The 24,117-nt window shown below is 43.7% G+C and carries 11 protein-coding genes; 9 read left to right on the top strand and 2 right to left on the bottom strand.

Annotated features, from left to right (window positions below):
* Positions 1–7: 7 nt before the first annotated feature.
* The 5 genes from A4V03_RS02315 (at position 8) to A4V03_RS02335 (ending at position 12,542) form a co-directional block, all read left to right on the top strand.
* Positions 8–2,026, top strand: coding sequence for a RagB/SusD family nutrient uptake outer membrane protein (locus A4V03_RS02315; protein WP_065537801.1), 2,019 nt, complete (start codon positions 8–10; stop codon positions 2,024–2,026).
* A gap of 47 nt (positions 2,027–2,073) precedes the next feature.
* Positions 2,074–5,118, top strand: coding sequence for a SusC/RagA family TonB-linked outer membrane protein (locus A4V03_RS02320; protein WP_065537802.1), 3,045 nt, complete (start codon positions 2,074–2,076; stop codon positions 5,116–5,118).
* Positions 5,119–5,139: 21 nt separating this feature from the next.
* Positions 5,140–6,861: a RagB/SusD family nutrient uptake outer membrane protein gene (locus A4V03_RS02325; RefSeq protein WP_065537803.1), complete on the top strand. Its 1,722-nt coding sequence runs from the start codon at positions 5,140–5,142 to the stop codon at positions 6,859–6,861.
* Positions 6,862–6,929: 68 nt separating this feature from the next.
* The gene (locus A4V03_RS02330; protein WP_065537804.1) at positions 6,930–9,017 is read left to right on the top strand and encodes a rhamnogalacturonan lyase family protein; all 2,088 of its coding nucleotides are present in this window, start codon (positions 6,930–6,932) and stop codon (positions 9,015–9,017) included.
* Between the two features lie 177 nt (positions 9,018–9,194).
* Complete coding sequence (locus A4V03_RS02335) at positions 9,195–12,542, top strand: exo-rhamnogalacturonan lyase family protein (protein WP_065537805.1); 3,348 nt, start codon at positions 9,195–9,197, stop codon at positions 12,540–12,542.
* A 322-nt stretch (positions 12,543–12,864) separates the two neighbouring features.
* Here the strand turns inward: A4V03_RS02335 and A4V03_RS02345 are convergent, their stop codons facing one another.
* Complete coding sequence (locus A4V03_RS02345; RefSeq protein ID WP_065537806.1) at positions 12,865–14,499, bottom strand: rhamnogalacturonan acetylesterase; 1,635 nt, start codon at positions 14,497–14,499, stop codon at positions 12,865–12,867.
* Between the two features lie 129 nt (positions 14,500–14,628).
* A complete protein-coding gene (locus A4V03_RS02350; RefSeq protein WP_065540250.1) occupies positions 14,629–15,768 on the bottom strand; it encodes a glycoside hydrolase family 88/105 protein in 1,140 nt (379 codons plus the stop codon).
* A 244-nt stretch (positions 15,769–16,012) separates the two neighbouring features.
* Between A4V03_RS02350 and A4V03_RS02355 the strand changes: the two genes are divergently transcribed.
* The 4 genes from A4V03_RS02355 (at position 16,013) to A4V03_RS02375 (ending at position 24,106) form a co-directional block, all read left to right on the top strand.
* Positions 16,013–17,854, top strand: coding sequence for a rhamnogalacturonan lyase (locus A4V03_RS02355; RefSeq protein ID WP_065537807.1), 1,842 nt, complete (start codon positions 16,013–16,015; stop codon positions 17,852–17,854).
* Positions 17,855–17,857: 3 nt separating this feature from the next.
* Entirely contained in the window at positions 17,858–19,267 is a 1,410-nt protein-coding gene (locus A4V03_RS02360) for a glycoside hydrolase family 88/105 protein (RefSeq protein ID WP_065537808.1), read from the top strand.
* 18 nt (positions 19,268–19,285) lie between these two features.
* Positions 19,286–19,600 carry an L-rhamnose mutarotase gene (gene rhaM / locus A4V03_RS02365; RefSeq protein WP_065537809.1) on the top strand — a complete coding sequence of 105 codons (315 nt, stop codon included), beginning with the start codon at positions 19,286–19,288 and terminating at the stop codon, positions 19,598–19,600.
* A gap of 225 nt (positions 19,601–19,825) precedes the next feature.
* Positions 19,826–24,106: a hybrid sensor histidine kinase/response regulator transcription factor gene (locus tag A4V03_RS02375; RefSeq protein ID WP_065537810.1), complete on the top strand. Its 4,281-nt coding sequence runs from the start codon at positions 19,826–19,828 to the stop codon at positions 24,104–24,106.
* Positions 24,107–24,117 lie beyond the last annotated feature (11 nt).

The raw sequence follows: 24,117 nt of genomic DNA on the forward strand, positions 1-24,117 counted from the left end.
AGATATAATGAAATTACAAAATAAATGGTTCATCGGTTTGATGGTGGGAACGGCAGTTTCTCTGGTTTCCACCTCATGTGTGGACGAAATCAAATTCGGAAATTCTTTTTTGGAGAAGGCTCCGGGAGGAAATGTTACGATTGATACGGTATTTAATAATGCCGAATATGCACGTCAGTTTTTGAATACCTGTTATAGTAGGCAGTATTATGGTCTGCCTTATAATACGGATAGCAATGGTAATATTCCGGATTCTTCCAGCCCTTATGTAGGGAAAAAAGATGCGTTGACTGATTGTTGGGCGCTTTATTTCAGTGACGCAACGGTGTATAAGCAGTATTATGGAGGAACTCTCAACGCTAATTACGACATACGTGGCAACATATTTCCATATACCCGTGAAATGGTGTGGGAAGTGGTACGTTGGTGCTGGCTTTTTATGGAGAATATAGACCGGGTGCCGGGGATGGATGAAACTGAAAAAGCGAGATTGGTAGCGGAAGCTAAATGTTTGATAGCTGCACGCTATTTTGATATGTTCCGTCATTATGGTGGTCTTCCATTATTATATGCTTCGTTTTCCGGAACGGAGGCGGGGTATGAAATACCTCGTTCCACTGTAGAAGAAACGGTGAAATACATGATTAAGATGTTGGATGAGGCTATCAATTCCAATGCTTTGGAATGGGCTTATAGCGACGCAGACCTTACCAGTAAAGCAGGGCATTGGACCAAAGCTGGTGCTATGGCCTTGAAATGTAAAATCTGGCAGTTCGCAGCTTCTCCATTATTTAACGCTGACCAGGGATATGCAGGAGGAAGCTCGGAAGCCGAACAACAACATTTGGTGTGGTATGGCGAGTATCGGCCGGAGTTATGGGACAATTGCTTGAAAGCTTGTGAAGATTTCTTCAAGGAATTGGATAGCAAAGGAGGATACGATTTGAATAAAGCGTCTGTAGAGACACCGGAGCAGTATCGACAAGCATATCGTATGGGATATGTCCGTCAAGGCAGCAGGGAAATATTACACTCTGTCCGTACCAATATGTCAGATGCTTTTAACTCCTCTACCTATATGTGGCATTCTTGGGCAGATCCGTCAAAAGCGCTTTGTCGTACCGAGTACCCGCCTACACAGGAATATGTAGAGATGTTCTCATGGGCCGACGGTACGCCTTTCGACTGGGATAAGACAGTAGAAGAAGGTAAATTGGATGAAATGTTCCTGACGGGAACATTTAAGGCAGGTGAACAAATGTTGTCCGATATTGTGTTGACTCGTGATCCTCGCTTGTATGAGCATTGTATGGTGAACGGATTGCCGAAAATGCTGGATTGGAGTGCAGGAACAATGTCCGGATTGCCATACGAACTGTGGGTAGGCGGATATGACGAAGGAGAGAATGCTAAACTTCAATCGGGTAATTATGCGACGGGTTATAAAAATATGAAATATTATCTGGGAACTGAATATCAACGTCAGTATACACAATGGGTTTATCTCCGCTTGTCCGATATTTATCTGACTTATGCAGAAGCCTTGCTTCAAGCAAAGAACGATCATCGCGGAGCTATTGACCAGATTAATATTGTACGTGCTCGTGTAGGATTGAAGAAGGATTTGGCAGATTGTGTGACGGATAAAGATTTGCTTTCCGACAAAGATGCTCTGCTGGAAGAATTGTTGTGCGAACGTGTTCGGGAACTGGGGCTGGAAGACAGCCGTTATTTTGATCTTGTTCGTTATAAACGTGCCGACCGTTTTGAAAAGCCTTTGCATGGTTTGCTGGCATATCGTTTGGATGAGGCAGGCAATCGTATGGAGGGGAATACGAAATGGAATGAAGGAGATAAGAACAAAGGAGCGTTGCAACCGATCCGTTTTGACTATCAAAGATTTGAATTATCTAAGCCGATGCGTCGTTGGTGGACACATGGATTTGAACCTAAATGGTATCTTTCTCCATTCCCACAGACCGAAATTAACAAAGGGTACGGATTGATTCAGAATCCGGGTTGGTAATGTGAGACAACGAAACAGATTAGAACAATAGTTGAATATTGATTTATATGAGAAAAAATAAGATTCTGATATTGGCTTTGCTGGTCTGCTTGGGCATTCCGGTAGGAGCACAGAACACAGACAGCAACATTACAGGTATTGTTGTTGATAAATCGGGAAAACCGGTCTATGGAGCGTCTGTCAATGTGGAAGGTGGCGCGGCAGAGATGCGGGTTGAAACCGATAAGGATGGAAAATTTGAGATTGCAGTCGAAAAGGGACAACGTCTGAATGTTGTTTCTGTTGACAATGGCTCTGCTACAGTTGTTGTAAAGAAGGATGGACCGATGACAATCGTGATGGGGTATGCGGCACATACTGTGGATGTGGGAGCTAACCGGACATTCAATCGTCATGAATCTACGGCAGCTGTTGCTACGGCTGATAACGAAGAACTTGTCAAACGTTCTTCCCAGAATATATCCAATGCGTTGTTTGGTTACGGCTTGGGACTTGCCACCTTGCAAAATGCCACCAGTACCGGTTTGACGGCAAATCCTACCTTTTATGTACGGGGGTTGCAGAGTTTGTCGAGCAGTACACCTTTAGTGTTGGTAGACGGTTTGGAACGGGATATGAGTTTGGTTAGTCCGGAGGAAGTGGAATCCGTGTCTGTCCTGAAAGATGCCGCAGCCGTGGCGTTGTATGGATATAAGGGAGTAAACGGTGCTATCTTGGTTACTACGAAACGTGGTAAATATAACACGAGAGAAATTACATTTACGTATGACCATATCGTAAACACACAATCTCGCCGTCCGGAGTTTGCAGATGCCGCCACTTATGCGTTGGCGGTAAATGAAGCGCGTGGGTATGAAAAATTAAGTCCTCGTTATGCAGATGCCGAAATTGCGGCTTTCCGCAGAGAACCCGGAAGTCTTCAACATTTGTACCCTTATTTATATCCGAATGTGAATTGGGTGGATGAAACATTCAAAGACCGGGGAGTCTCTAATAAGTATACGATTGAGTTTCGTGGTGGAGGTGCCAAATTCCGTTATTATACCATGGCGAATTTATTGACGGATAAAGGTTTTGTGAAAGAGGCAAACATGAATGAAGGTTATTCTACACAGAATATGTATTCGCGTGCCAATTTACGCACGAATCTGGATATAGACTTGACGGCTACTACTAAGTTGAAACTGAATCTTCTCGGTACTTTGTCCGAATCCAGAATGCCTGGAGCAACAGCTAACTTATGGGATATGATTTATTCGATTCCTGCTGCCGCTTTTCCTGTTCGTGCGGAAAATGGCAGTTGGGGAGGCAGTACGACTTGGGCAGGTACCTTGAATCCTGTAGCGCAATCGCAGGGAACAGCTTATTCAAAGGGACACTCCCGTAGCTTGTTTGCAGATCTTACGTTGTCGCAAGATTTGTCCGGCTTGTTGAAGGGACTGGGAGCCAATTTCCGTTTGGCTTATGATAATTATTCCAATATTCTGGAAGATCATAGTAAGACATACACTTATGCTGGTTATTCTACTAATTGGACTAATAATGGACCGTTTTACACAACTATTTCCGGAGGTGAGGATAGTGAAATGGGAAAAGATGCAGGCATTAACAACTGGGCACGTCAGTTTAACTTTGCCGGGAGCATTGATTACAACCGTTCATTCAGGAAATGGGATGTTTATTCACAACTGAAATGGGATTACGAATATCGTGATTCGTATGGACTGAATACGACGATCTATCGTCAGAATGTGTCATGGTTTAATCATGTTGGATTCAACAACCGGTATTATGTAGATTTGGCATTGGTCGGATCGGCCTCCAGCTTGTTGGCACCGGGACATAAGTGGGCTTTTTCTCCTACAATCTCTGCCGCTTGGGTGCTTTCGGAAGAGAAATGGCTGAAAGAAGTATCATGGGTGAATTTCCTGAAGTTACGGGCGTCGTTTGGTGTGATAAATGCCGATTATCTGCCAATAGACGGTAAGGATACTGTATATGATTATTGGGATCAGATTTATACGACTACCGGTACGCAGTATAAGTTCAACAGTAGTTACGACTCCGAATTTGGAAGTACGATTATCGGTCGTCTGGCAACCATTAATTCCACTCACGAAAAAGCTTATAAATACAATGCAGGTATAGATGCTACCCTGTTCGGTGGTTTGGATTTGACAGCAGAAGGTTATTATCAGCGCCGGAAAGACATTTGGGTATCTTCCGAAGGAAAATATACAGATGTGTTGGGTATGGATGCTCCGTTCGAGAATGCCGGAATTGTGGATAGCTACGGTATGGAAATCGGGCTTAATTACACCAAACGTTGGGGAGATATGCTGTTTAACGTGGGTGGTAATTTTGCTTGGAACAAGAATGAAATTAAAGAGCAATTGGAAGAACCGCGTGTGTATGATAATCTGATAGAGACCGGTCATAGGCTGAACCAAGTGTACGGTATGATAGCCGAAGGATTCTTCAAAGACGAAGATGACATAAAGAACAGTCTTCCACACAAGTTTAACACAGTTGTCCCTGGAGATGTAAAGTATAAGGATGTAAATAACGATGGTGTCATAGATGCTAATGATAAGACAGCGATAGGTTATAGTACGGCGGCACCGGAAATTTATTATTCTTTCCATTTGGGAGCCGAATGGAAGGGGCTTGGAGTAGATGTTATGTTCCAGGGAACGGGCAATTATTCTGCTGTGTTGAATACCAAGAGTATGTTCTGGCCGTTGATAAACAATACGACGATTTCTAATCATTATTATGAGAATCGTTGGACGCCGGAGAACTTGAATGCTAAATATCCCCGTTTGAGCTCTCAGAGCAATGCCAATAATTACCAGACCAATACGGTTTGGTTGGCAGACCGTTCTTTCTTGAAGTTGCGTAATGCGGAGGTGTATTACAAGTTCCCGAAAGAACTGATGAAGAAGACAAAAGTGTTGGGAAGTGCCAAGTTGTATGTGAGAGGGATAGACTTGTTCTGTGCTGACCATATTGACGTGGCGGACCCCGAATGTTATGGTGCAGCGACTCCGCTGAATAAGAGTGTGGTGGTCGGCGTTACGATTGGTTTTTAATGATAAAAACAAAGCGAAAGAATGAAACTGAAAAACATTATCTACGGAATGATGTGTGCAATCACACTCGGTTCCTGCTCAGATAAAATGGAATATCATGAGTACAATAATTATGATGAGGATTTTGTGAAGCTCAACTTCGGTAATGTGGGAGGGCTGATAACAAATATCTATTTGGCCATGGATGTGGACTTTGGAAATTATAGCGGAGCAATTTTGGGTTCTGCTACGGATGAGTCTGAATATGCTTATTCAGGAAACCAGATAGAAGATTTCTACAATGGTTCTTGGAGTCCGTCGAATGCCAAAGGCAGTATGTGGACATCTTGTTATGAAGGAATAGCCAATTGCAATCTGTATTTGGAGAAGTTTACCGGACTCACATTTCCCGAACTTGCTTTGAATAGTGATTATGCCCAGCAAATGTTCCGATATAACAATTACCAGTATGAGGTGCGTTTTCTTCGTGCGTATTTTTATTTTAATTTGGTGCGGCAATATGGAGATGTACCTTTCAGCGACCATGTGATGACAGCGGAAGAATCGAATACGTTGTCACGCAGACCGGCTCAGGAAATCTTTGATTATATTATATCAGAATGTGACGATATCAAGGATAAGATTGTGGTTGATTATAGCAAACTGGGAGATATGGCATTGCCTAGCAGTCCGGCAGAAACGGGGCGTGCTAATCGTAAGACTGTGTTGGCGTTGAAGGCTCGTGCAGCTTTGTATGCTGCAAGTCCTTTATTCAATCCTTCCGATGATAAAGCACTTTGGTATCGTGCAGCTAAAGCAAATAAAGAATTATTGGATGATAATGACGGGTTTGCGACCAAACCGAAGTTGCTGGTAAGTGATTATGACATGCTTTGGAGTAAGGATAGCTATAATGATGCTACTAGTGAATTAATTTTCTGTCGTCGTGCCACTACTACCACCAATTCGTTCGAAGGATACAATTTCCCGATAGGATTGGAAAATTGCAAAGGTGGCAACTGTCCGACGCAGACTCTGGTGGATGCTTATGAGATGCAGGCAACCGGTTTGCGTCCGGATGAAATGGAGGATTACGATCCTACGAAACCTTATTACGAAGGTCGCGATAAAAGGTTTGGGCTGACTATTGCCAAGAATGGAGATGAAAAGTGGCCAAACTGGAATACTGTTCCTCTGCAAACCTATCAGGGTGGGTTAAATGCGGAACCGTTGAGTGGCGGTACTCCGACAGGTTATTATTTGAAAAAGTATTGTCAGACGGCAGTAGACTTGCGTGCCGGTACAGCTTCAAAGACCTATCATTCATGGATTACATTCCGTTTTGGAGAGTTTTATTTGAATTATGCGGAAGCTGTATATAAATATCTAGGCGGTCCGGATGAGACGGATAGCGAGTTTACGACTTCGGCAGTGGATGCCATTAAGATTGTCCGTACTCGTGCTGAAATGCCGGGCTTTCCAACCAATATGACTAACGATGCTTTCTGGAAAAAATATCAGAATGAACGTATGGTTGAATTAGCATTTGAGGGGCATCGTTTCTGGGATGTGCGTCGTTGGAAAGAGGCTGACAAGCATTTCAAAAACATTGTTGAAATGAAAATCACCAAAAATGGTGATGGTACTTATACTTATGAACGTAAGACAAAGAATAGAATATGGGATGATAAGATGTATTTCTTTCCTATTCCACAGAGCGAACGTTCTAAGAATCCGAATTTGGAACAAAATCCGGGATGGTAAATCCCGGATGTTCGAAAAGAACGGAAGAGGAGTTTTTGAATGTATTATTAAACTAAAGAATTGGAAATATGAAAAAATATAATCTGTTGGTATGGGCTTTTTGTCTGTTGATGGCAGGAGCTTGTTCAGATGATGAGCCGGTGGTTCCACCAGTGGTGGAGGAAGAACTTCCGCCTTTGCCGCCGGTTGAAGTGGTTACAGGCAATCGGGCAATGTGGGTGAGTTATGATCCCATTTGGGAAAAGGACGTTAATGCGACAACAGGCATTTCATCTGCGTTGATTAGTTGGCGGTTATTAAAGACAGATCCGGCAAATGTGGCTTTTGACATTTATAAGTCGGAAGATGGCGGAGCTGAAGTGAAATTGAACGAGGCTCCTATAACGAATGCAACTTCATGGTCTGATGAGAATATTGATAAGGATAAGTCCAATACCTATCGTGTTACGTTGGCCAACCAAACGGAGACTCTTTGCGAGTACACTTTTACATCAGATATGGCAAGGAAGTTCTATCGTGAAATCCGACTGAATGTGAATGTACCTGACGCTTCTTTGACTTATTCACCGGATGACATTCAGGTAGGTGATTTGGATGGTGACGGTGAGTTGGAGATTGTGGTGAAGAGAGAACCGTACGATGGCGCGAATCAAGGGGAATGGAAGAATGGGACGACTTTGTTGGAAGCTTATAGAATGGATGGTACGTTTTTATGGCAAATAGATATGGGCATTAATATCCGTTCCGGTTCTCACTATACTTCATACATTTTGTACGACTTTGACGGAGACGGCCGGTGTGAGATTGCCTTCCGTTCGTCGGAGGGTACGAAGTTTGGTGATGGCAAAACGATTCTTGGTGCAAATGGATTCGTGAACGACTATCGTTGTCGTGAGGAAGGTGGTAAGGGATGGTATTCCGGTGCTGCTTTACCCACTATTTGCGGGCTGGTGTTGGAAGGACCTGAATATGTATCTATCTGTAGAGGATTGGATGGACGTGAAATTACTCGTATAGATAATATCCCCAGAGGAGGTGAGGGCTCTAAAAGAAGCCGTGCTAAATATTGGATAGATTATTGGGGAGATGATTATGGCAACCGTATGGACCGTTTCTTTATCGGTGTTGCCTATCTTGATGGCATCCCGGATGAGGCAACCGGTGTAAGAAAGAGTAATCCAAGTTTGATTATCAGTCGTGGTATTTATAAGAATTGGCAGGTATGGGCGCTCGATTTGAAAGGCAATAAATTGGAAACACGTTGGAAGTTTGATACAGCCGAGCATTCAGCCGAATGGCTGGCAATGTGTTCACATGCTTTCCGTGTGGCAGATTTGGATGGAGATGGTAAGGACGAAATCTTATACGGTTCGGCGGCTATTGATGATGATGGCGGTGAACTATGGTGTTCGGGCAATGGACACGGTGACATTCTGCATGTTGGTAAATTTATCCAAGATCGTCCGGGGTTGCAGATTGTGGCTTCGTTTGAAGAACAGGAAACGTATGCGAATATGGGACACGGATATGGATGCCAGGTGATTGATGCCAAAGACGGATCGTTGATAAATGGACATGCACCCGGAATGAATGGTGATGTCGGACGTTGCATTGTGGCGGATGTCGATCCGGACAGTCCGGGATTTGAGTATTGGTCGTCCGTTCAGTCCGGTATGTATTCTTGTAGCACAGGGCAGGTAGTCAATACGAATTATCCGACAGGTATAGGTGGCGGTGTATGTTATAACGTAGCTATTTATTGGTCGGGAGAAGGAACACGCGAGATGTTTGACCGTGCGTTGGTATTGAGTTATAAGAATAATTCATTATTAAATCGTCAGCGTTTGGTGAATTTCAGTGTCGGTTATGGCAGTAATCAAGGAAATCATGCTTCGAAATACAATCCTTGTTATTATGGCGACTTCTTGGGAGATTATCGTGAAGAGGTGATTATGGGGGCAGAAGATGGTAAATCCATTTATATCTTTTCTACCAATCATCCTACTACTCATCGTCTTCCGCATCTGATGACAGACCATACATACGATATGTCGCAAGCTATGCAGAACATGGGATATAATCAGGGAACTAACCTTGGTTATTATGTAGGTGCCGAAACCTTGAAGTCATCCGAAACGGAAGAACCGAAAGAATAAGAAAAGTCTTATTCTATTTTAGTATAAGTTTATAAAGAAAGAACAAGCCGGTTACAGTATCGGGTTGTTCTTTCTTTTCATATTTGAACGAATCACCATATATATGGATAATATTCTATTTCTTAATTGATCGGCTCTCCCTACTTTTGTAAGGTGAGATAGCAAATATATGTATATATGAAAAAACTCTTTATCCTTTTGTTCCTCTTCATTACTTTAGGAACAAACGCACAAAACAATAAAGTTTCCGGCCTCAACGCCCGTCAGTTTCATAAATATTGGAAGGTAGAGTCGGAATCACCGGATTATAAAGTGACATTTCAGGGTGATACCGCTGAAATACTGTCTCCTAAAGGTCTTACCTTATGGAGGAAAGAAAAGATGAGCGGACGGGTAACCATTGAATATGATGCATGTGTAGTTGTAGAAAAAGAAGGAGACCGTTTGAGTGACCTGAATTGCTTTTGGATGGCTTCGGACCCAAAACATCCTGATAATATATGGAAACGTGAGAAGTGGCGTAGCGGAATCTTTCTGAATTGTTATTCTTTGCAACTCTATTACATGGGATATGGTGGAAATTATAACTCTACTACACGCTTCCGTCGTTATGACGGCAATGAAGCAGGAATCACAGATCCCAAAGTACGCCCTGCCATACTGAAAGAATATACAGATACCGAACATTTGCTAAAAGCGAATCACTGGTATCACATTAAGATAACAAATGAAAATAATAGAGTTAGTTATTACATAGACGGCAAGAGACTGGTGGACTTCCGCGATGCCGAACCTCTGACAGAAGGATGGTTCGGCTTTCGCACCACCTTATCCCGTACCCGTATTACAAACTTCCGCTACGAATGTTTGCCATCCCAAACGTCTACTGTTCCTTTACATTGGATCGGCAATACGCCTGAACAAGACAAAGCTGTAAGTTTCGGAGTTCCTTTTGATGAAGGCTACCTATTTCCTGAAACTTCATTGCGACTAAAAACAGATAGAAATCAAGAGATTCCGGTAGATACTTGGCCATTGGCTTACTGGCCGGATGGTTCCGTGAAATGGAGCGGAGTTGCCGGAGTCATTCCTGCCGGAACAGAAAGACTGACATTAGAAAAAGCCCCCCGGAAAGCAAAAACTATCAATAAACAGCCTAATGCTTCTATTGCAATCACTGAAACGCCTGAAAATATTCAAATTGAAACAGGGCTAATTTCCGTATTTATTCCCCGACGCGGAGATTCCCTGATTGATAGCCTGTTATATAAAGGAACTAAAGTAGGAGAAAAAGCGCGTCTGATTTGTAATACTCAAAGCGAGCCGATTCAAGAAAATACATCTCAAATATCTTTTACTCATTACATAGGGGAAATAAAATCAGTAACCATAGAACGTCTGGGCGCTGTACGGGCACTTGTAAAGTTGGAAGGGATACATCGGAATAGGAAGAATAACCGTGAGTGGCTTCCTTTTGTGGTACGTCTTTATTTTTATGGTGGCAGTGAACAGATCAAAATGGTACATAGTTTCGTCTATGACGGAGATCAGGAGAAAGATTTCATTCGTAGTTTGGGTATCCGTTTCGACGTTCCTATGCGTGAAGCTCTGTATAATCGTCATATTGCTTTCTCGTGTGCAGATGGAGGAGTGTGGAGCGAGCCGGTACAACCATTGGTAGGGCGTCGCATACTCACTTTAAATAAGGCAGATAATTTAAATAAGACAGATAATAAGAAAAACAGTAATAAAAAGAAGGATGCACAACAGAAGCCAACAGATGAATCCTCCCTGCAAGAGCAGCAAATGGAAGGCAAACGTATTCCGCCTTATGAATCTTTCGATGAAAAGAACCGCTCTCTGCTCGATAACTGGGCTTCATGGAATGATTACCGTCTGTCTCAACTCACTGCCGATGCTTTCTCCATTCGTAAACGTGCCAATAACGATAATCCCTGGATAGGAACCTTTTCCGGCACACGTAGCGATGGATATACTTTTGTCGGAGATATTACCGGAGGATTAGGACTTTGTATGCATGACTTTTGGCAGTCTTATCCCTCTTCTATTGAAATCTCAGACGCACGAACCCCGGTAGCTACCCTTACCGCCTGGTTGTGGAGCCCGGAGTCCGAGCCTATGGATTTGCGGCATTATGATCGTATAGCTCATGACCTGAATGCCAGCTATGAAGATGTTCAGGAAGGCATGAGCACGCCATACGGTATTGCCCGTACCACTACGTTTACACTGATCCCACAAAGTGGTTATACCGGGAAAAAGGCTTTTGCTGATTATGCCAAACAGTTTTCTAGCCCTAGTCTGTTAATGCCAACCCCGAATTATCTTCATGCCCGCCAAGCTTTCGGGATATGGAGTCTCCCTGACCGTACCACTCCATTCCGTACTCGTGTAGAAGACCGCTTGGATGCTTATATTGACTTCTATCAGAAAGCAATCGAACAAAACAAGTGGTACGGTTTCTGGAATTATGGTGATGTAATGCACGCTTATGACCCCGTTCGTCATACCTGGCGTTACGATGTCGGAGGATTTGCCTGGGACAATACGGAACTGGCTTCTAATATGTGGCTATGGTATAATTTCCTGCGTACCGGGCGTATGGATATCTGGCGTATGGCAGAAGCTATGACGCGTCATACGGGTGAAGTGGATGTCTACCATATCGGCCCCAATGCCGGATTAGGCAGTCGGCATAATGTAAGTCATTGGGGATGCGGAGCAAAAGAAGCGCGAATCAGCCAGGCCGCCTGGAACCGTTTCTACTATTACCTTACTACGGACGAACGTTGCGGTGATTTAATGACTGAAGTGAAGGATGCCGACCACAAACTCTATGAACTGGACCCTATGCGCCTGGCCCAACCTCGCAGTGAATATCCTTGTACTGCTCCCGCTCGTTTGCGTATCGGTCCCGACTGGCTGGCTTATGCCGGTAATTGGATGACAGAATGGGAGCGCACAGGTAACACTGCTTATCGTGATAAAATAAAAGCCGGAATGAAAAGCATTGCCGCCCTGCCTAACCGCCTTTTTACCGGTCCCAAAGCTCTAGGATTTGATCCGTCAACAGGGATTATCACAACCGAATGTGACCCCAAACTGGAAACAACCAACCATTTAATGACGATTATGGGCGGATTTGAGATAGCCAATGAAATGATGCGTATGATTGATATACCCGAATGGAAAGACGCCTGGCTTGACCATGCTGCACGTTACAAGAAGAAAGCATGGGAACTTAGCCATAGCCGTTTTCGTGTTTCCCGCCTGATGGCTTACGCAGCTTATCACTTGCGTAATACCCAAATGGCTGAAGAAGCCTGGAAAGATTTGTTTACCCGGTTGGAACATACACCTGCACCGCCTTTCCGCATCACTACCATACTTCCGCCGGAAGTACCGTCTCCATTAGATGAATGTACGAGCATCAGCACGAATGATGCCGCTCTTTGGAGTCTGGATGCTATTTATATGCAGGAGGTTATTCCAATAGATAACTGAACAAGTGTAAAGTAGCACTAGTTGCCTCCCAATCTATTAATAGCAAAGTTCTTCCGCATTAAGGGTAAACTTCCTTTCCCTTACTACCAAACTTGCAATTAACTTATTGCAAACTATAAACGCAAGTTCCGTTTTTATAAATGCAAGCTTTGTTTTTATAATCAAAGGCTTCATTTATAAAAACGGAACTTGCGTTTATAGTTTACTCTTAGGCAAACAAAACTTTAGGATTAACCCAATAGAAGTTTGCAAAGGGGTAAGAGCAACTTTTCTATTAATAGATTGAGTGATAAGTAGCGTAGCCTTCCTTATATTATGCTGCTTACTTCAAATATTCCTTCAACGGACAATCTGTCTTTTTCAGCCCTTCCGCAATACTTTTCGCGTTCATGTGCGCTCCTTTCAGAGAAGTATGTGTATGGTCGTGGTTGTAGTAAGTCGCAGCTTTCTTCACACCCTTCTTTTCAAGTTTATCAGCACTGATTTTGTTCAGGTCGATAAAGTAAGCTCCGGTGGCTTCGGCAGCTTCGCGTGTCCACTTGCCAAAAGACTCAGTGTTGCGTTCTATCTTTCCGTCTTTCCATTTGTTGCGTGGTGTATGACTTAGAACGATGGGAATGGCACCTTTCTCCTGAACATCCATGATGAACTTCCGAAGATACCAGCCAAACGTATAAATTACCTGATACTTACCAGTCTTTTCCATTAGAAATACTTTGCTTTCTTCACCGGAACCACGTAATTCGGCACGGGCCTTTCCTGCATTAATATCTCCTGCATCATTATGCCCGAACTGAATGAGGACGAAATCCCCCGGTTGCAAAGCATTGTATACCTTGTCCCAGCGACCTTCATCGAGGAAAGTACGTGCACTACGTCCTGCCATCGCACGATTTTCTACAGAAATTTTATTTAGATTGAACTCGTCGGCAATTACGCTTCCCCAACCCCACATACCGTTTTTGTCTTTATCTTCATTTCGGACCGTACTGTCTCCGATAGTAAACAATACCGGACGTCCCTCTTTCCGACTGGAACCTGTCACTGTATCTTTCTCAACAGGCTTCAGATAATTGGCCAATTCCAGCCCTTCATATGCACGTATTCCGTCGGCAGCGGATTCTGCATTTACCTTAGCACCGAAAGCACTGGTGTGGATACGGTCGATATAAAACATATATTTCACCTTATTCTTGCCGAACTTTTCAAATTTGCGGGCAGTGATATCATTCAAATCAATAAAAGGAACATGCTGTTCTTCTGCCACCTGCTTTGCCCACAATCCGAAAGTTTTGTTGACACGTGTGATGATGGTGCTGTCTTTATCTTCCCAAGCATTGCGGGGAGTAAGCGAGAATAGGATAGGATGAGCACCTTTGGCTTTTACATCCTGAATGAAACGACGCATATATTCCCCGTAGGTATATACGGTTTCTTTCACTCCGGTTTCTTTGATTGTCACGTTCAGCGTGTCGTTGCCAATTCCGGGAATGGAAGCACGGGCACGTCCGCTGTCGTATGGGCCGTTGTCATTGTGCCCCAATTCGATGATAACCCAGTCTCCCGGGCGGACTCCTTTGATTACATCCGGCCATAAACGGTTATAGAAAGTACGGCTACTGGTTCCGCCCAACGCATGATTCTCTACCGTAATCCGGTTAGAGTCGAAATAATCAGCTGCATAATAGCCCCAGCCCCATTGTCCGTTATTGCCGTTTCCTAAGGTTCCGGTACGCATGGTAGAGTTACCTACCAAGAACAGAACAGGGTTGTCACCTTTCCGGCTCGAACCGGCTTCCGGTCGCGAGGTACGTGCTTTGTTCAGGCTGTCCAGCGTGTTGTCAATTACCAGATTGACATCTGCCATAGGAGCGGAAACTTTATTTTGTGCTTGCAGTTGCAAACTGAATGTAATGGCTGTCAGCCAACATATATACGGGAATAATTTGTTTTTCATGAATCTGTTTTTTTTTGAAATCCCTCACCGACCGGTGTCTAAACAGTCAGTGAGGGAACTAGCTACTAACTAACCTCTAACTAAACCTAATGAATGATTATCTTTAAACCTAATGAAAAACTGTCTATGTTATTTTAATTTATAAACTTCTGTTCCGGCAAGTAGGAAACAACCGACTCCGTAGTCTTCAAAGTCGGGCACACTCTTATAAGTAACCGGCTGTCCGTCTTTAGGCTCTTTGCCTGTTCCCTGCACATATCCCAAGAATCCGTTCGGATGTACGGCATCTTTCACCATAGCGTTCCATGCTTTTAAAAGGACGGGAAGATATTCTTTACGGTCGAGCAGTCCGTTGCGCACTCCCCAAGCCATACCGTATACAAACAGTGCTGTCCCGGAAGTCTCTTTACCTCCGAAGTTCGTCGGATCATGAAGACTCACATTCCAGAAACCATCTTCACGCTGACATTTTTTGAGTGCCTTGCTCATAGCGAGAAAATCATTTATATAATCTTGGCGATGTGTTTCATTGGCAGGGATTTCATTCAATACCCGTACAAGAGCTGCATATACCCAGCCATTTCCACGACTCCAGTAGCAATCCTCTCCATTCGGTTCTTTGTAAGGAGGATCAAAATCATGATCGCGCCACCATAGGCAATCTTTAGGATTATACATTCCGGCTTCTCCGTGCACGTTACGAGTGTAAGAATACATATCCCACATCTTATCGTAGTATTTCTGTTCACCGGTCATTTTTCCAAACTTTGCGTAGATTGGCATTGCCATCTGGATAGCGTCAATCCACCACCAATCGTTCACCTGCGGAGTGTTGACTACCATATCGATACTTGCTTTTATATTCCGGATCATATTCGGATCGGACGGACATATATTATATAAGTCAATATAAGTTTGTCCGCAACAGTGGTCGTCTGCGTTACGGGTGGTATTGCCGTTTCTCATTCCCCATTTGTGAAAATCAGCCCAATCGTAGGCATACTTATAATAATCTTCACGAGGATAAATGCCATACAGAGCCATTAATCCTTCATAATATACGCCTCTCGTCCATATATTGCTTGGACGAACTCTGCCATAGAAAGAAGGCAATGTGTAGTCGGCATACTTTTTCATAAAGTAGTCGTTTACTTTTACGATAGTCTCTAAAGTCTCTTTTTGTGCAAGTAACTCTTGTGCCATGACCGGCTTTCCTGTCATAAGACAAAGAAGAGTTGCTGTAAAGAATGAGAGTAGTGATTTCTTCATGGTGAAATAATTCTGTTTTATTAATTGGGTGTTCATTCTAATTTTCATTGGCAAAGATAAGGGACGTACTTTTCTTTTTCAATGGATTTTCGTTCAGATATATTCATTTTTGTTCACCAGGTAGTTATAATGCGGTTTAAAAGTGGGGTATATGATGATTTCTACATAGATTTGTACAATATTCTATTTTATAAGTAGGCTGTGCCGCCTACTTTTGTGTTGTAAATTAATTAACGATAAAACTATGAAATGCATAAGTGCTTTTTTAAGTTTGTGTATGATAGCTGCTTTTGTAGTGGCGCAGCCGAACTATGACTTTTCGAAATTGAAACGCGAACATTTAGGACGCGGGGTAATTGCCATCAGAGAGAATCCTTCTACCGTTGTCGTGTCTTGGCGTTATCTGTCCTCCGATCCGATGGACGAATCTTTTGATGTTTATAGAAACGGCAGAAAGTTAAACAAGCGCCCGATAAGGAATGCGACTTTCTTTCAAGATACATATAAAGGTAAGGAAGCCGTGCTTTATACCGTCAAAACTGTCAAATCGAAAAGGGAAAGCAGTTATCAGTTACCGTCCGATGCTCCGGCTGGTTATCTGAACATCCCGCTGAATCGTCCTGAAAACGGAACGACTCCCTCCGGACAAAGTTATTCTTATGCTCCTAATGATGTCAGCATTGGCGATGTGGACGGTGACGGGGAATATGAGATTATCTTGAAATGGGATCCGTCGAACGCACACGATAATTCGCATGACGGTTACACCGGAGAGGTCTACCTCGACTGTTATAAATTGAAAGGAAAACATTTGTGGCGCATCAATCTGGGACGTAATATACGTGCCGGTGCACACTACACTCAGTTTATGGTGTTTGACCTCGATGGCGATGGTAAAGCGGAAGTAGTAATGAAAACCGCCGACGGAACAGTGGACGGAAAAGGTAAAGTGATTGGAGATGCGCAAGCTGACTATCGGAATGAACAGGGACGTATTTTGACCGGACCGGAATATCTGACTGTCTTCAACGGACTGACAGGAGAAGCGATGCAAACAATTGATTACGTACCGGAAAGAGGAAACCTGATGGATTGGGGAGACAATTGTGGTAATCGTAGTGACCGCTTTTTGGCTTGCGTTGCCTATCTCGACGGTATCCATCCTAGTGTTGTGATGTGTCGTGGATATTATACCCGTACAGTATTGGCAGCATACGACTGGAATGGAAAGGAACTGAAAGAACGCTGGATTTTCGATAGTAACCACCTTGGTTGTGAAGACTATGCCGGACAAGGTAATCATAACCTTCGGGTAGGTGACGTAGATGGTGACAGATGCGATGAGATTATCTACGGCTCGTGTGCCATCGACCATAACGGCAAAGGATTGTACACAACGAAGATGGGACATGGAGACGCGATTCATCTGACTCATTTCGATCCTTCCCGCAAAGGGTTGCAAGTATGGGACTGTCACGAAAACAAGCGTGACGGAAGTACATACAGAGATGCGGCAACCGGAGAAATACTTTTCCAGATAAAAGATAGTACAGATGTCGGGCGTTGCATGGCGGCTGATATTGACCCGACCCATCCGGGCGTTGAAATGTGGTCTCTTGCTTCCGGAGGAATAAGAAATATAAAAGGAGAAGTGGTGAAAGCCGATGTCAGAGGATTGTCATGTAATATGGCTGTCTGGTGGGACGGTGATTTACTGCGCGAACTGCTGGATAGAAATATAATCAGCAAATATAATTGGAAGAAAGGAGTATGTGAGCGTATAGCCATTTTCGAAGGAGCTCTTTCCAACAACGGAACGAAGGCAACACCTTGTCTGCAAGGAGATATTGTAGGCGACTGGCGGGAAGAAGTACTGTTGCGCACAGCCGATAATACCGCTTTGCGGCTTTATGTCTCTACCATTCTCACTGATTACCGCTTCCACACCTTTTTGGAGGATCCTGTTTATCGCATCAGTATCGCTACCCAGAACGTAGCCTACAACCAGCCGACACAACTGGGATTCTACTTTGGACCGGATTTGCAGGGAACCCTATTCAGAGGATGTAAAATACCTAAAAAATAAAATATGAATATTCGTATCATAACCATTGCTTCGTTGCTGATAGCTTTGCCTGTCAGCGCACAGAAAAAGAAAACTGTAGTGAATGACTCAAACACGCCTTTGCATTTATTGCAACCTGCTTATCAGGGCACGTATGGTGATTTGACACCGGAACAGGTAAAGAAAGAGGTAGACCGTGTGTTTGCTTATATAGATAAGGAGACTCCCGCCCGTGTGGTAGACAAGAATACGGGTAAAGTGATTACCAACTATACAACGATGGGAGAGGAGGCACAACTGGAGCGTGGAGCTTTCCGTTTGGCAAGTTATGAATGGGGAGTGACCTACTCTGCCTTGATAGCGGCATCCGAAGCTACGGGCGATACACGCTATATGGATTATGTACAGAATCGTTTTCGTTTTCTGGCCGAAGTAGCACCGCATTTCAAGCGTGTTTATAAAGAAAAGGGGACAACGGACCCGCAATTGCTTCAAATCCTCACTCCGCACGCACTGGATGATGCGGGAGCCGTATGCGCAGCGATGGTGAAAGTCCGTTTGAAAGATCCCTCGCTTCCTGTGGATGAACTGATACGTAATTATTTTGATTTCATCATTAATAAAGAGTATCGTTTGGCAGATGGAACTTTTGCACGTAACCGTCCGCAACATAACACTCTTTGGCTGGATGATATGTTTATGGGTATTCCGGCAGTAGCACAAATGAGTTATTATGACAAGGAGCAAAAAGATAAATATCTGGCAGAAGCAGTGAGACAATTCCTGCAATTTGCCGACCGTATGTTTATCCCCGAAAAAGGACTGTATCGTCACGGATGGGTGGAAAGCAGTAGCGATCATCCTGCTTTTTGTTGGGCGCGCGCCAACGGTTGGGCTATGTTGACGGCTTGCGAACTGCTCGACGTTCTACCGGAAGACTATCCTCAACGTGCGAAAGTGATGGATTATTTCCGGGCTCATGTACGTGGAGTGACAGCCTTGCAAAGCGGAGAAGGACTTTGGCACCAATTGCTCGACCGGAATGATTCTTACCTGGAAACTTCCGCTACTGCAATATATGTATACTGTCTGGCACACGCCATCAATAAAGGATGGATTGACGCCATTGCTTACGGACCGGTTGCTCATCTGGGATGGCATGCCGTAGCCGGCAAGATAAATGCGGAGGGGCAAGTGGAAGGAACCTGTGTCGGTACGGGAATGGCTTTCGACCCCGCTTTTTACTATTACCGTCCGGTTAATGTATATGCGGCACATGGTTACGGACCGGTTCTTTGGGCAGGTGCGGAAATGATTCGCCTGTTGAAAAATCAATATCCGCAGATGAATGACAGTGCCGTTCAATACTACCAGGTGAAACAAAAGACGACAGCACCTATTTTTGCTATCGACACGGAAGAAAAGAAAGATTAACTTTAATAGATTGAAACTATGAAACGAGAAGCATTTAAAATGTATTTGAAACCCGGATGTGAAGCCGAATATGAAAAAAGACATGCTGCCATCTGGCCCGAATTGAAAGCACTGCTTTCACAGAATGGAGTGTCGGACTATTCGATTTATTGGGATAAGGAAACAAATATCCTGTTTGCTTTCCAAAAAACGGAAGGAGAAGCAGGTTCGCAGGATTTAGGCAATACGGAAATCGTACAGAAATGGTGGGACTATATGGCGGATATTATGGAAGTGAATCCGGACAACTCACCAGTATCCATTCCTTTGCCGGAAGTGTTCCACATGGATTGAGTTTTCAGTAATTCTATCAGTCTGTAATTATTTAGACGCGGATTACACGAATGACACAGATTTAAGAATAAAAAATCCGCGTCATTCGTGTAATCCGCGTCTAAATAATGGTAGTGATTGCTCTTTAGCATATCCGCTTCCTACTATTTAATGGAGTGTTTCTTTTATTATCTCAACTATCTTGATTATTTTTGTCCAACATTTATTATTAATCTTGGAATCTTTATGACGCAAAGACACCTTTTAGTTTTCACTTTCCTTGTTAGCTTTGTACTGAATGCCTATAGTGCAATAGAGCTTCGTTCTACACAAATGAGAACTAGTGACGGTCTTCCCAACAACTCTATCCGATACATCTATCAGGATAGCAAAGGCTTTTTGTGGCTGGCTACCTTGAACGGATTAAGTCGTTATGATGGCAACTCTTTCCTGACCTTTCGTCCGGAAGCCGGAGATAAAGTGTCTTTGGCCGACAACCGGATTTACGATCTCACAGAAGATAAAGATGGTTTTTTATGGATTTCCACTACACCTGAACTATATAGCTGCTATGATTTGCAACGTGCCCGTTTTGTTGATTACACGGGTTGCGGCGAGTTAAGGCAGAATTACTCTACTGTATTTGTTACAGCCAACGGAGACGTATGGTTATCGCATCAAGGCAATGGTTGCCGACGTATGGTGCATCAGAAAAACGGAGAAATGACATCCACCGTATTCAGGACAGAACGTGGAAACCTGCCGGACAACCGGGTGAAATTCGTGAATGAAGATGCCAGCGGACGTATCTGGATAGGCACTCAATGCGGACTGGTTTCTGTCTCCAACGGACAATATCGGATAGAAGACCGGTTGATTCATTTCACTTCTTCTCTGGCTTATAAGGATGACATGTATTTCCTTACGGCAGATGGAGACATTTATTGTTACCATTCGGCTACGCAGAAGATGAAAAAGCTGGCTGCCCTTTCAACCGTTGCAGGGCAGACGTCACCTACCGGAAATTTCTTGTTGAAAGATAAATGGATGATTCTGACTACGACCGGAGTATATACATATAATTTTACGACTGGAGAAGTAGCCGCTGATCCTCGTCTGAATATTAAAAAGGGCGAACTGATTCGCGACAACCACGGAGACTATTGGATATACAATCATACAGGACGCCTCACCTACGTGGTTGCCGCAACCGGTGAAAGTAAAGATTTCCAGTTGATCCCTCAAGATAAGATCAGCTACATCGACTTCGAACGTTATCATATCGTACATGATTCCCGCGGAATCATCTGGATTTCTACCTATGGGAATGGGCTTTTTGCTTATAACACAGCCGAAGATAAACTGGAACATTTCGTTGCCAACATCAACGATCAAAGTCATATCAGTTCGGATTTCCTGCAATATGTCATGGAAGATCGTGCCGGTGGCATCTGGGTAGCTTCGGAATATTCGGGCTTATCCCGCATTTCAGTGTTGAATGAAGGAACTTCCCGCATCTATCCCGAGTCCCGTGAACTGTTCGACCGTTCGAATACCATCCGTATGTTGACCAAGATGTCTAATGGCGATATTTGTGTAGGTACGCGTAAAGGCGGACTTTATACCTTTGACGCGAATCTTCAGTCGAAAATGACAAATCAATATTTCCATTCCAATATTTATGCAATCGCTGAAGATCGTCAGGGACGGATGTGGACAGGAACCCGTGGTAATGGATTGAGGGTGGGAGATACATGGTATTATAATACTCCGTCCGACCCGACTTCATTGTCGGATAATAACGTTTTTGCTATTTATCGCGATCGCAAAGACCGTATGTGGGTGGGTACATTCGGCGGAGGGCTCGAATTGGCTGAACCTACTTCTGACGGGAAATATAAATTCCGGCATTTCTTCCAGCAAACGTTCGGAATGAGGATGGTGCGTGTGATAGAAGAAGATGAAAGCGGAATGGTATGGGTAGGCACCGGTGAGGGGATTTGTATCTTTCATCCGGACTCACTGATTGCAGATGGTGATAATTATCATCTCTTCAGTTATACAAACGGAAAATTTTGCAGTAATGAAATCAAATGTATCTATCGTGATACGAAAGGACGTATGTGGATTGGTACTTCCGGTTCGGGACTGAACCTCTGTACGCCGCAGGACGACTATCGTTCATTGAAATATGAGCATTACGGAACTTCCGAAGGGTTGGTCAACGATGTGATCCAGTCTGTTTTGGGAGATAGAAAAGGAAACCTTTGGGTAGCGACTGAATATGGAATTTCCAAGTTCACCCCGTCCACCCGTTCTTTTGAGAACTATTTCTTTTCTTCCTATACTTTAGGTAATGTGTATAGCGAGAATAGTGCCTGTATGCGTGAAGACGGGAAACTGCTTTTTGGTACAAACTATGGATTAATTGTGATTGACCCTGAAAAGATACAAGATAGTGAAACGTTTTCTCCGGTTGTTTTCACTGATTTGTACGTCAATGGGACCCAGATGAATCCGCAGATGGAGGATTCTCCTTTAAAACAGTCTCTTGCTTATTCGGATGAAATTACGCTGAAATATTTTCAAAACTCATTCCTGATAGATTTCTCTACTTTCGACTATTCGGATAGCGGACATACGAAATATATGTATTGGCTGGAAAACTATGACCAGGGATGGAGTGCTCCTTCTCCACTGAATTTCGCTTCCTTTAAGTACCTGAATCCGGGGACCTACATACTTCATGTCAAGTCCAGCAATGGATCGGGTATATGGAACGACAGTGAAACTACACTGAAGATTGTAATCGTCCCGCCGTTTTGGAAGACTACTTGGGCAATGTTGTGCTATGTGCTGTTATTGATGGTAGCCTTGTATTTTGCCTTCCGCATCGTCCGGAACTTTAATGGTTTGCGTAACCGCATTAACGTAGAAAAGCAACTGACTGAATATAAGTTGGTCTTTTTCACCAATATTTCTCATGAATTCCGTACTCCGCTTACCCTAATCCAGGGAGCTTTGGAGAAAATCCAGCGTGTCACGGATATTCCGCGCGAATTGATATATCCTCTGAAAACAATGGATAAGAGTACGCAACGTATGTTGAGGCTCATCAACCAGTTATTGGAATTCAGAAAGATGCAGAATAATAAACTGGCGCTTTCTTTAGAGGAAACAGATGTCATCTCTTTCCTTTATGAAATATTCTTGAGCTTCGGCGACGTGGCGGAACAGAAGAATATGAACTTCCGTTTCTTGCCTTCGGTGCCATCTTATAAGATGTTTATTGATAAAGGTAATTTGGATAAGGTGACTTATAACCTGCTTTCAAATGCATTTAAATATACTCCTTCCAACGGAACGATTATTCTTTCGGTGAATGTGGACGAAGGGAAACAAACATTGCAGATTCAGGTTTCGGATACGGGAGTAGGGATTCCTAAAGAGAAACAGAACGAATTGTTCAAGCGGTTTATGCAGAGTAATTTCTCCGGTGACAGTATTGGGGTCGGCCTGCATTTGAGTCATGAACTGGTGCAGGTGCATAAAGGTACGATTGAGTATAAAGACAATGAAGGTGGCGGTTCTGTATTTACCGTATGTATTCCGACAGATAAGACGGTGTATTCGGAGAAAGATTTCCTTGTTCCGGGCAACGTATTGTTGAAAGAGGCAGACGGTCACGCACATCATTTGTTACAGCTTTCGGAAGAGCTTCCAGACCCGGAAAAGATGGCTGCTCCTTTGAATAAACGGAAAGTGCTGATTATTGAAGATGATAATGATATTCGTGAGTTTCTACGGGAAGAAATCGGCGCATACTTTGAAGTGGAAGTGGCTGCCGATGGCACGTCCGGATTTGAAAAGGCCCGTACGTATGATGCTGATTTGATTATCTGTGATGTTCTGATGCCGGGTATGACCGGATTTGAAGTGACCAGGAAACTAAAAACAGATTTTGATACGAGTCATATTCCCATTATTCTTCTGACCGCGTTGAACTCACCGGAAAAGCATCTGGAAGGAATTGAGGCAGGTGCGGATGCATACATCGCCAAACCATTCAGCGTTAAACTGTTGTTGGCGCGTGTATTCCGTTTGATCGAACAGCGTGATAAATTGCGTGAGAAGTTCTCCAACGAACCGGGTATTGTGCGTTCGGCTATGTGTACTACCGACCGGGATAAAGAATTTGCAGACCGATTGGCTGCCATTCTCGAACAAAATCTTGCCCGCCCGGAATTTTCTATTGACGAGTTTGCGCAGCTTATGAAGTTGGGACGAACCGTCTTTTATCGGAAATTACGCGGCGTAACAGGATATTCGCCTAATGAATATTTGCGTGTGGTGCGAATGAAGAAAGCGGCGGAGTTGTTGCTGTCAGAAGATAATCTGACGGTTGCGGAAGTCTCTTACAAGGTAGGCATCAGTGATCCTTTTTATTTCAGCAAATGCTTTAAAGCACAGTTTGGGGTAGCACCATCGGTTTATCAGCGTGGTGTGAATAATGAGATTGAGAGTTGATTAGCAAAATC

The organism is Bacteroides caecimuris, from assembly GCF_001688725.2.
Classification (GTDB): Bacteria; Bacteroidota; Bacteroidia; order Bacteroidales; family Bacteroidaceae; genus Bacteroides; species Bacteroides caecimuris.

Coding starts and splice junctions, on each gene's coding strand:
- A4V03_RS02315 (WP_065537801.1), top strand. CDS start 8: ATGAAATTACAAAATAAATGGTTCATCGGTTTGATGGTGGGAACGGCA.
- A4V03_RS02320 (WP_065537802.1), top strand. CDS start 2,074: ATGAGAAAAAATAAGATTCTGATATTGGCTTTGCTGGTCTGCTTGGGC.
- A4V03_RS02325 (WP_065537803.1), top strand. CDS start 5,140: ATGAAACTGAAAAACATTATCTACGGAATGATGTGTGCAATCACACTC.
- A4V03_RS02330 (WP_065537804.1), top strand. CDS start 6,930: ATGAAAAAATATAATCTGTTGGTATGGGCTTTTTGTCTGTTGATGGCA.
- A4V03_RS02335 (WP_065537805.1), top strand. CDS start 9,195: ATGAAAAAACTCTTTATCCTTTTGTTCCTCTTCATTACTTTAGGAACA.
- A4V03_RS02345 (WP_065537806.1), bottom strand. CDS start 14,499: ATGAAAAACAAATTATTCCCGTATATATGTTGGCTGACAGCCATTACA.
- A4V03_RS02350 (WP_065540250.1), bottom strand. CDS start 15,768: ATGAAGAAATCACTACTCTCATTCTTTACAGCAACTCTTCTTTGTCTT.
- A4V03_RS02355 (WP_065537807.1), top strand. CDS start 16,013: ATGAAATGCATAAGTGCTTTTTTAAGTTTGTGTATGATAGCTGCTTTT.
- A4V03_RS02360 (WP_065537808.1), top strand. CDS start 17,858: ATGAATATTCGTATCATAACCATTGCTTCGTTGCTGATAGCTTTGCCT.
- rhaM (WP_065537809.1), top strand. CDS start 19,286: ATGAAACGAGAAGCATTTAAAATGTATTTGAAACCCGGATGTGAAGCC.
- A4V03_RS02375 (WP_065537810.1), top strand. CDS start 19,826: ATGACGCAAAGACACCTTTTAGTTTTCACTTTCCTTGTTAGCTTTGTA.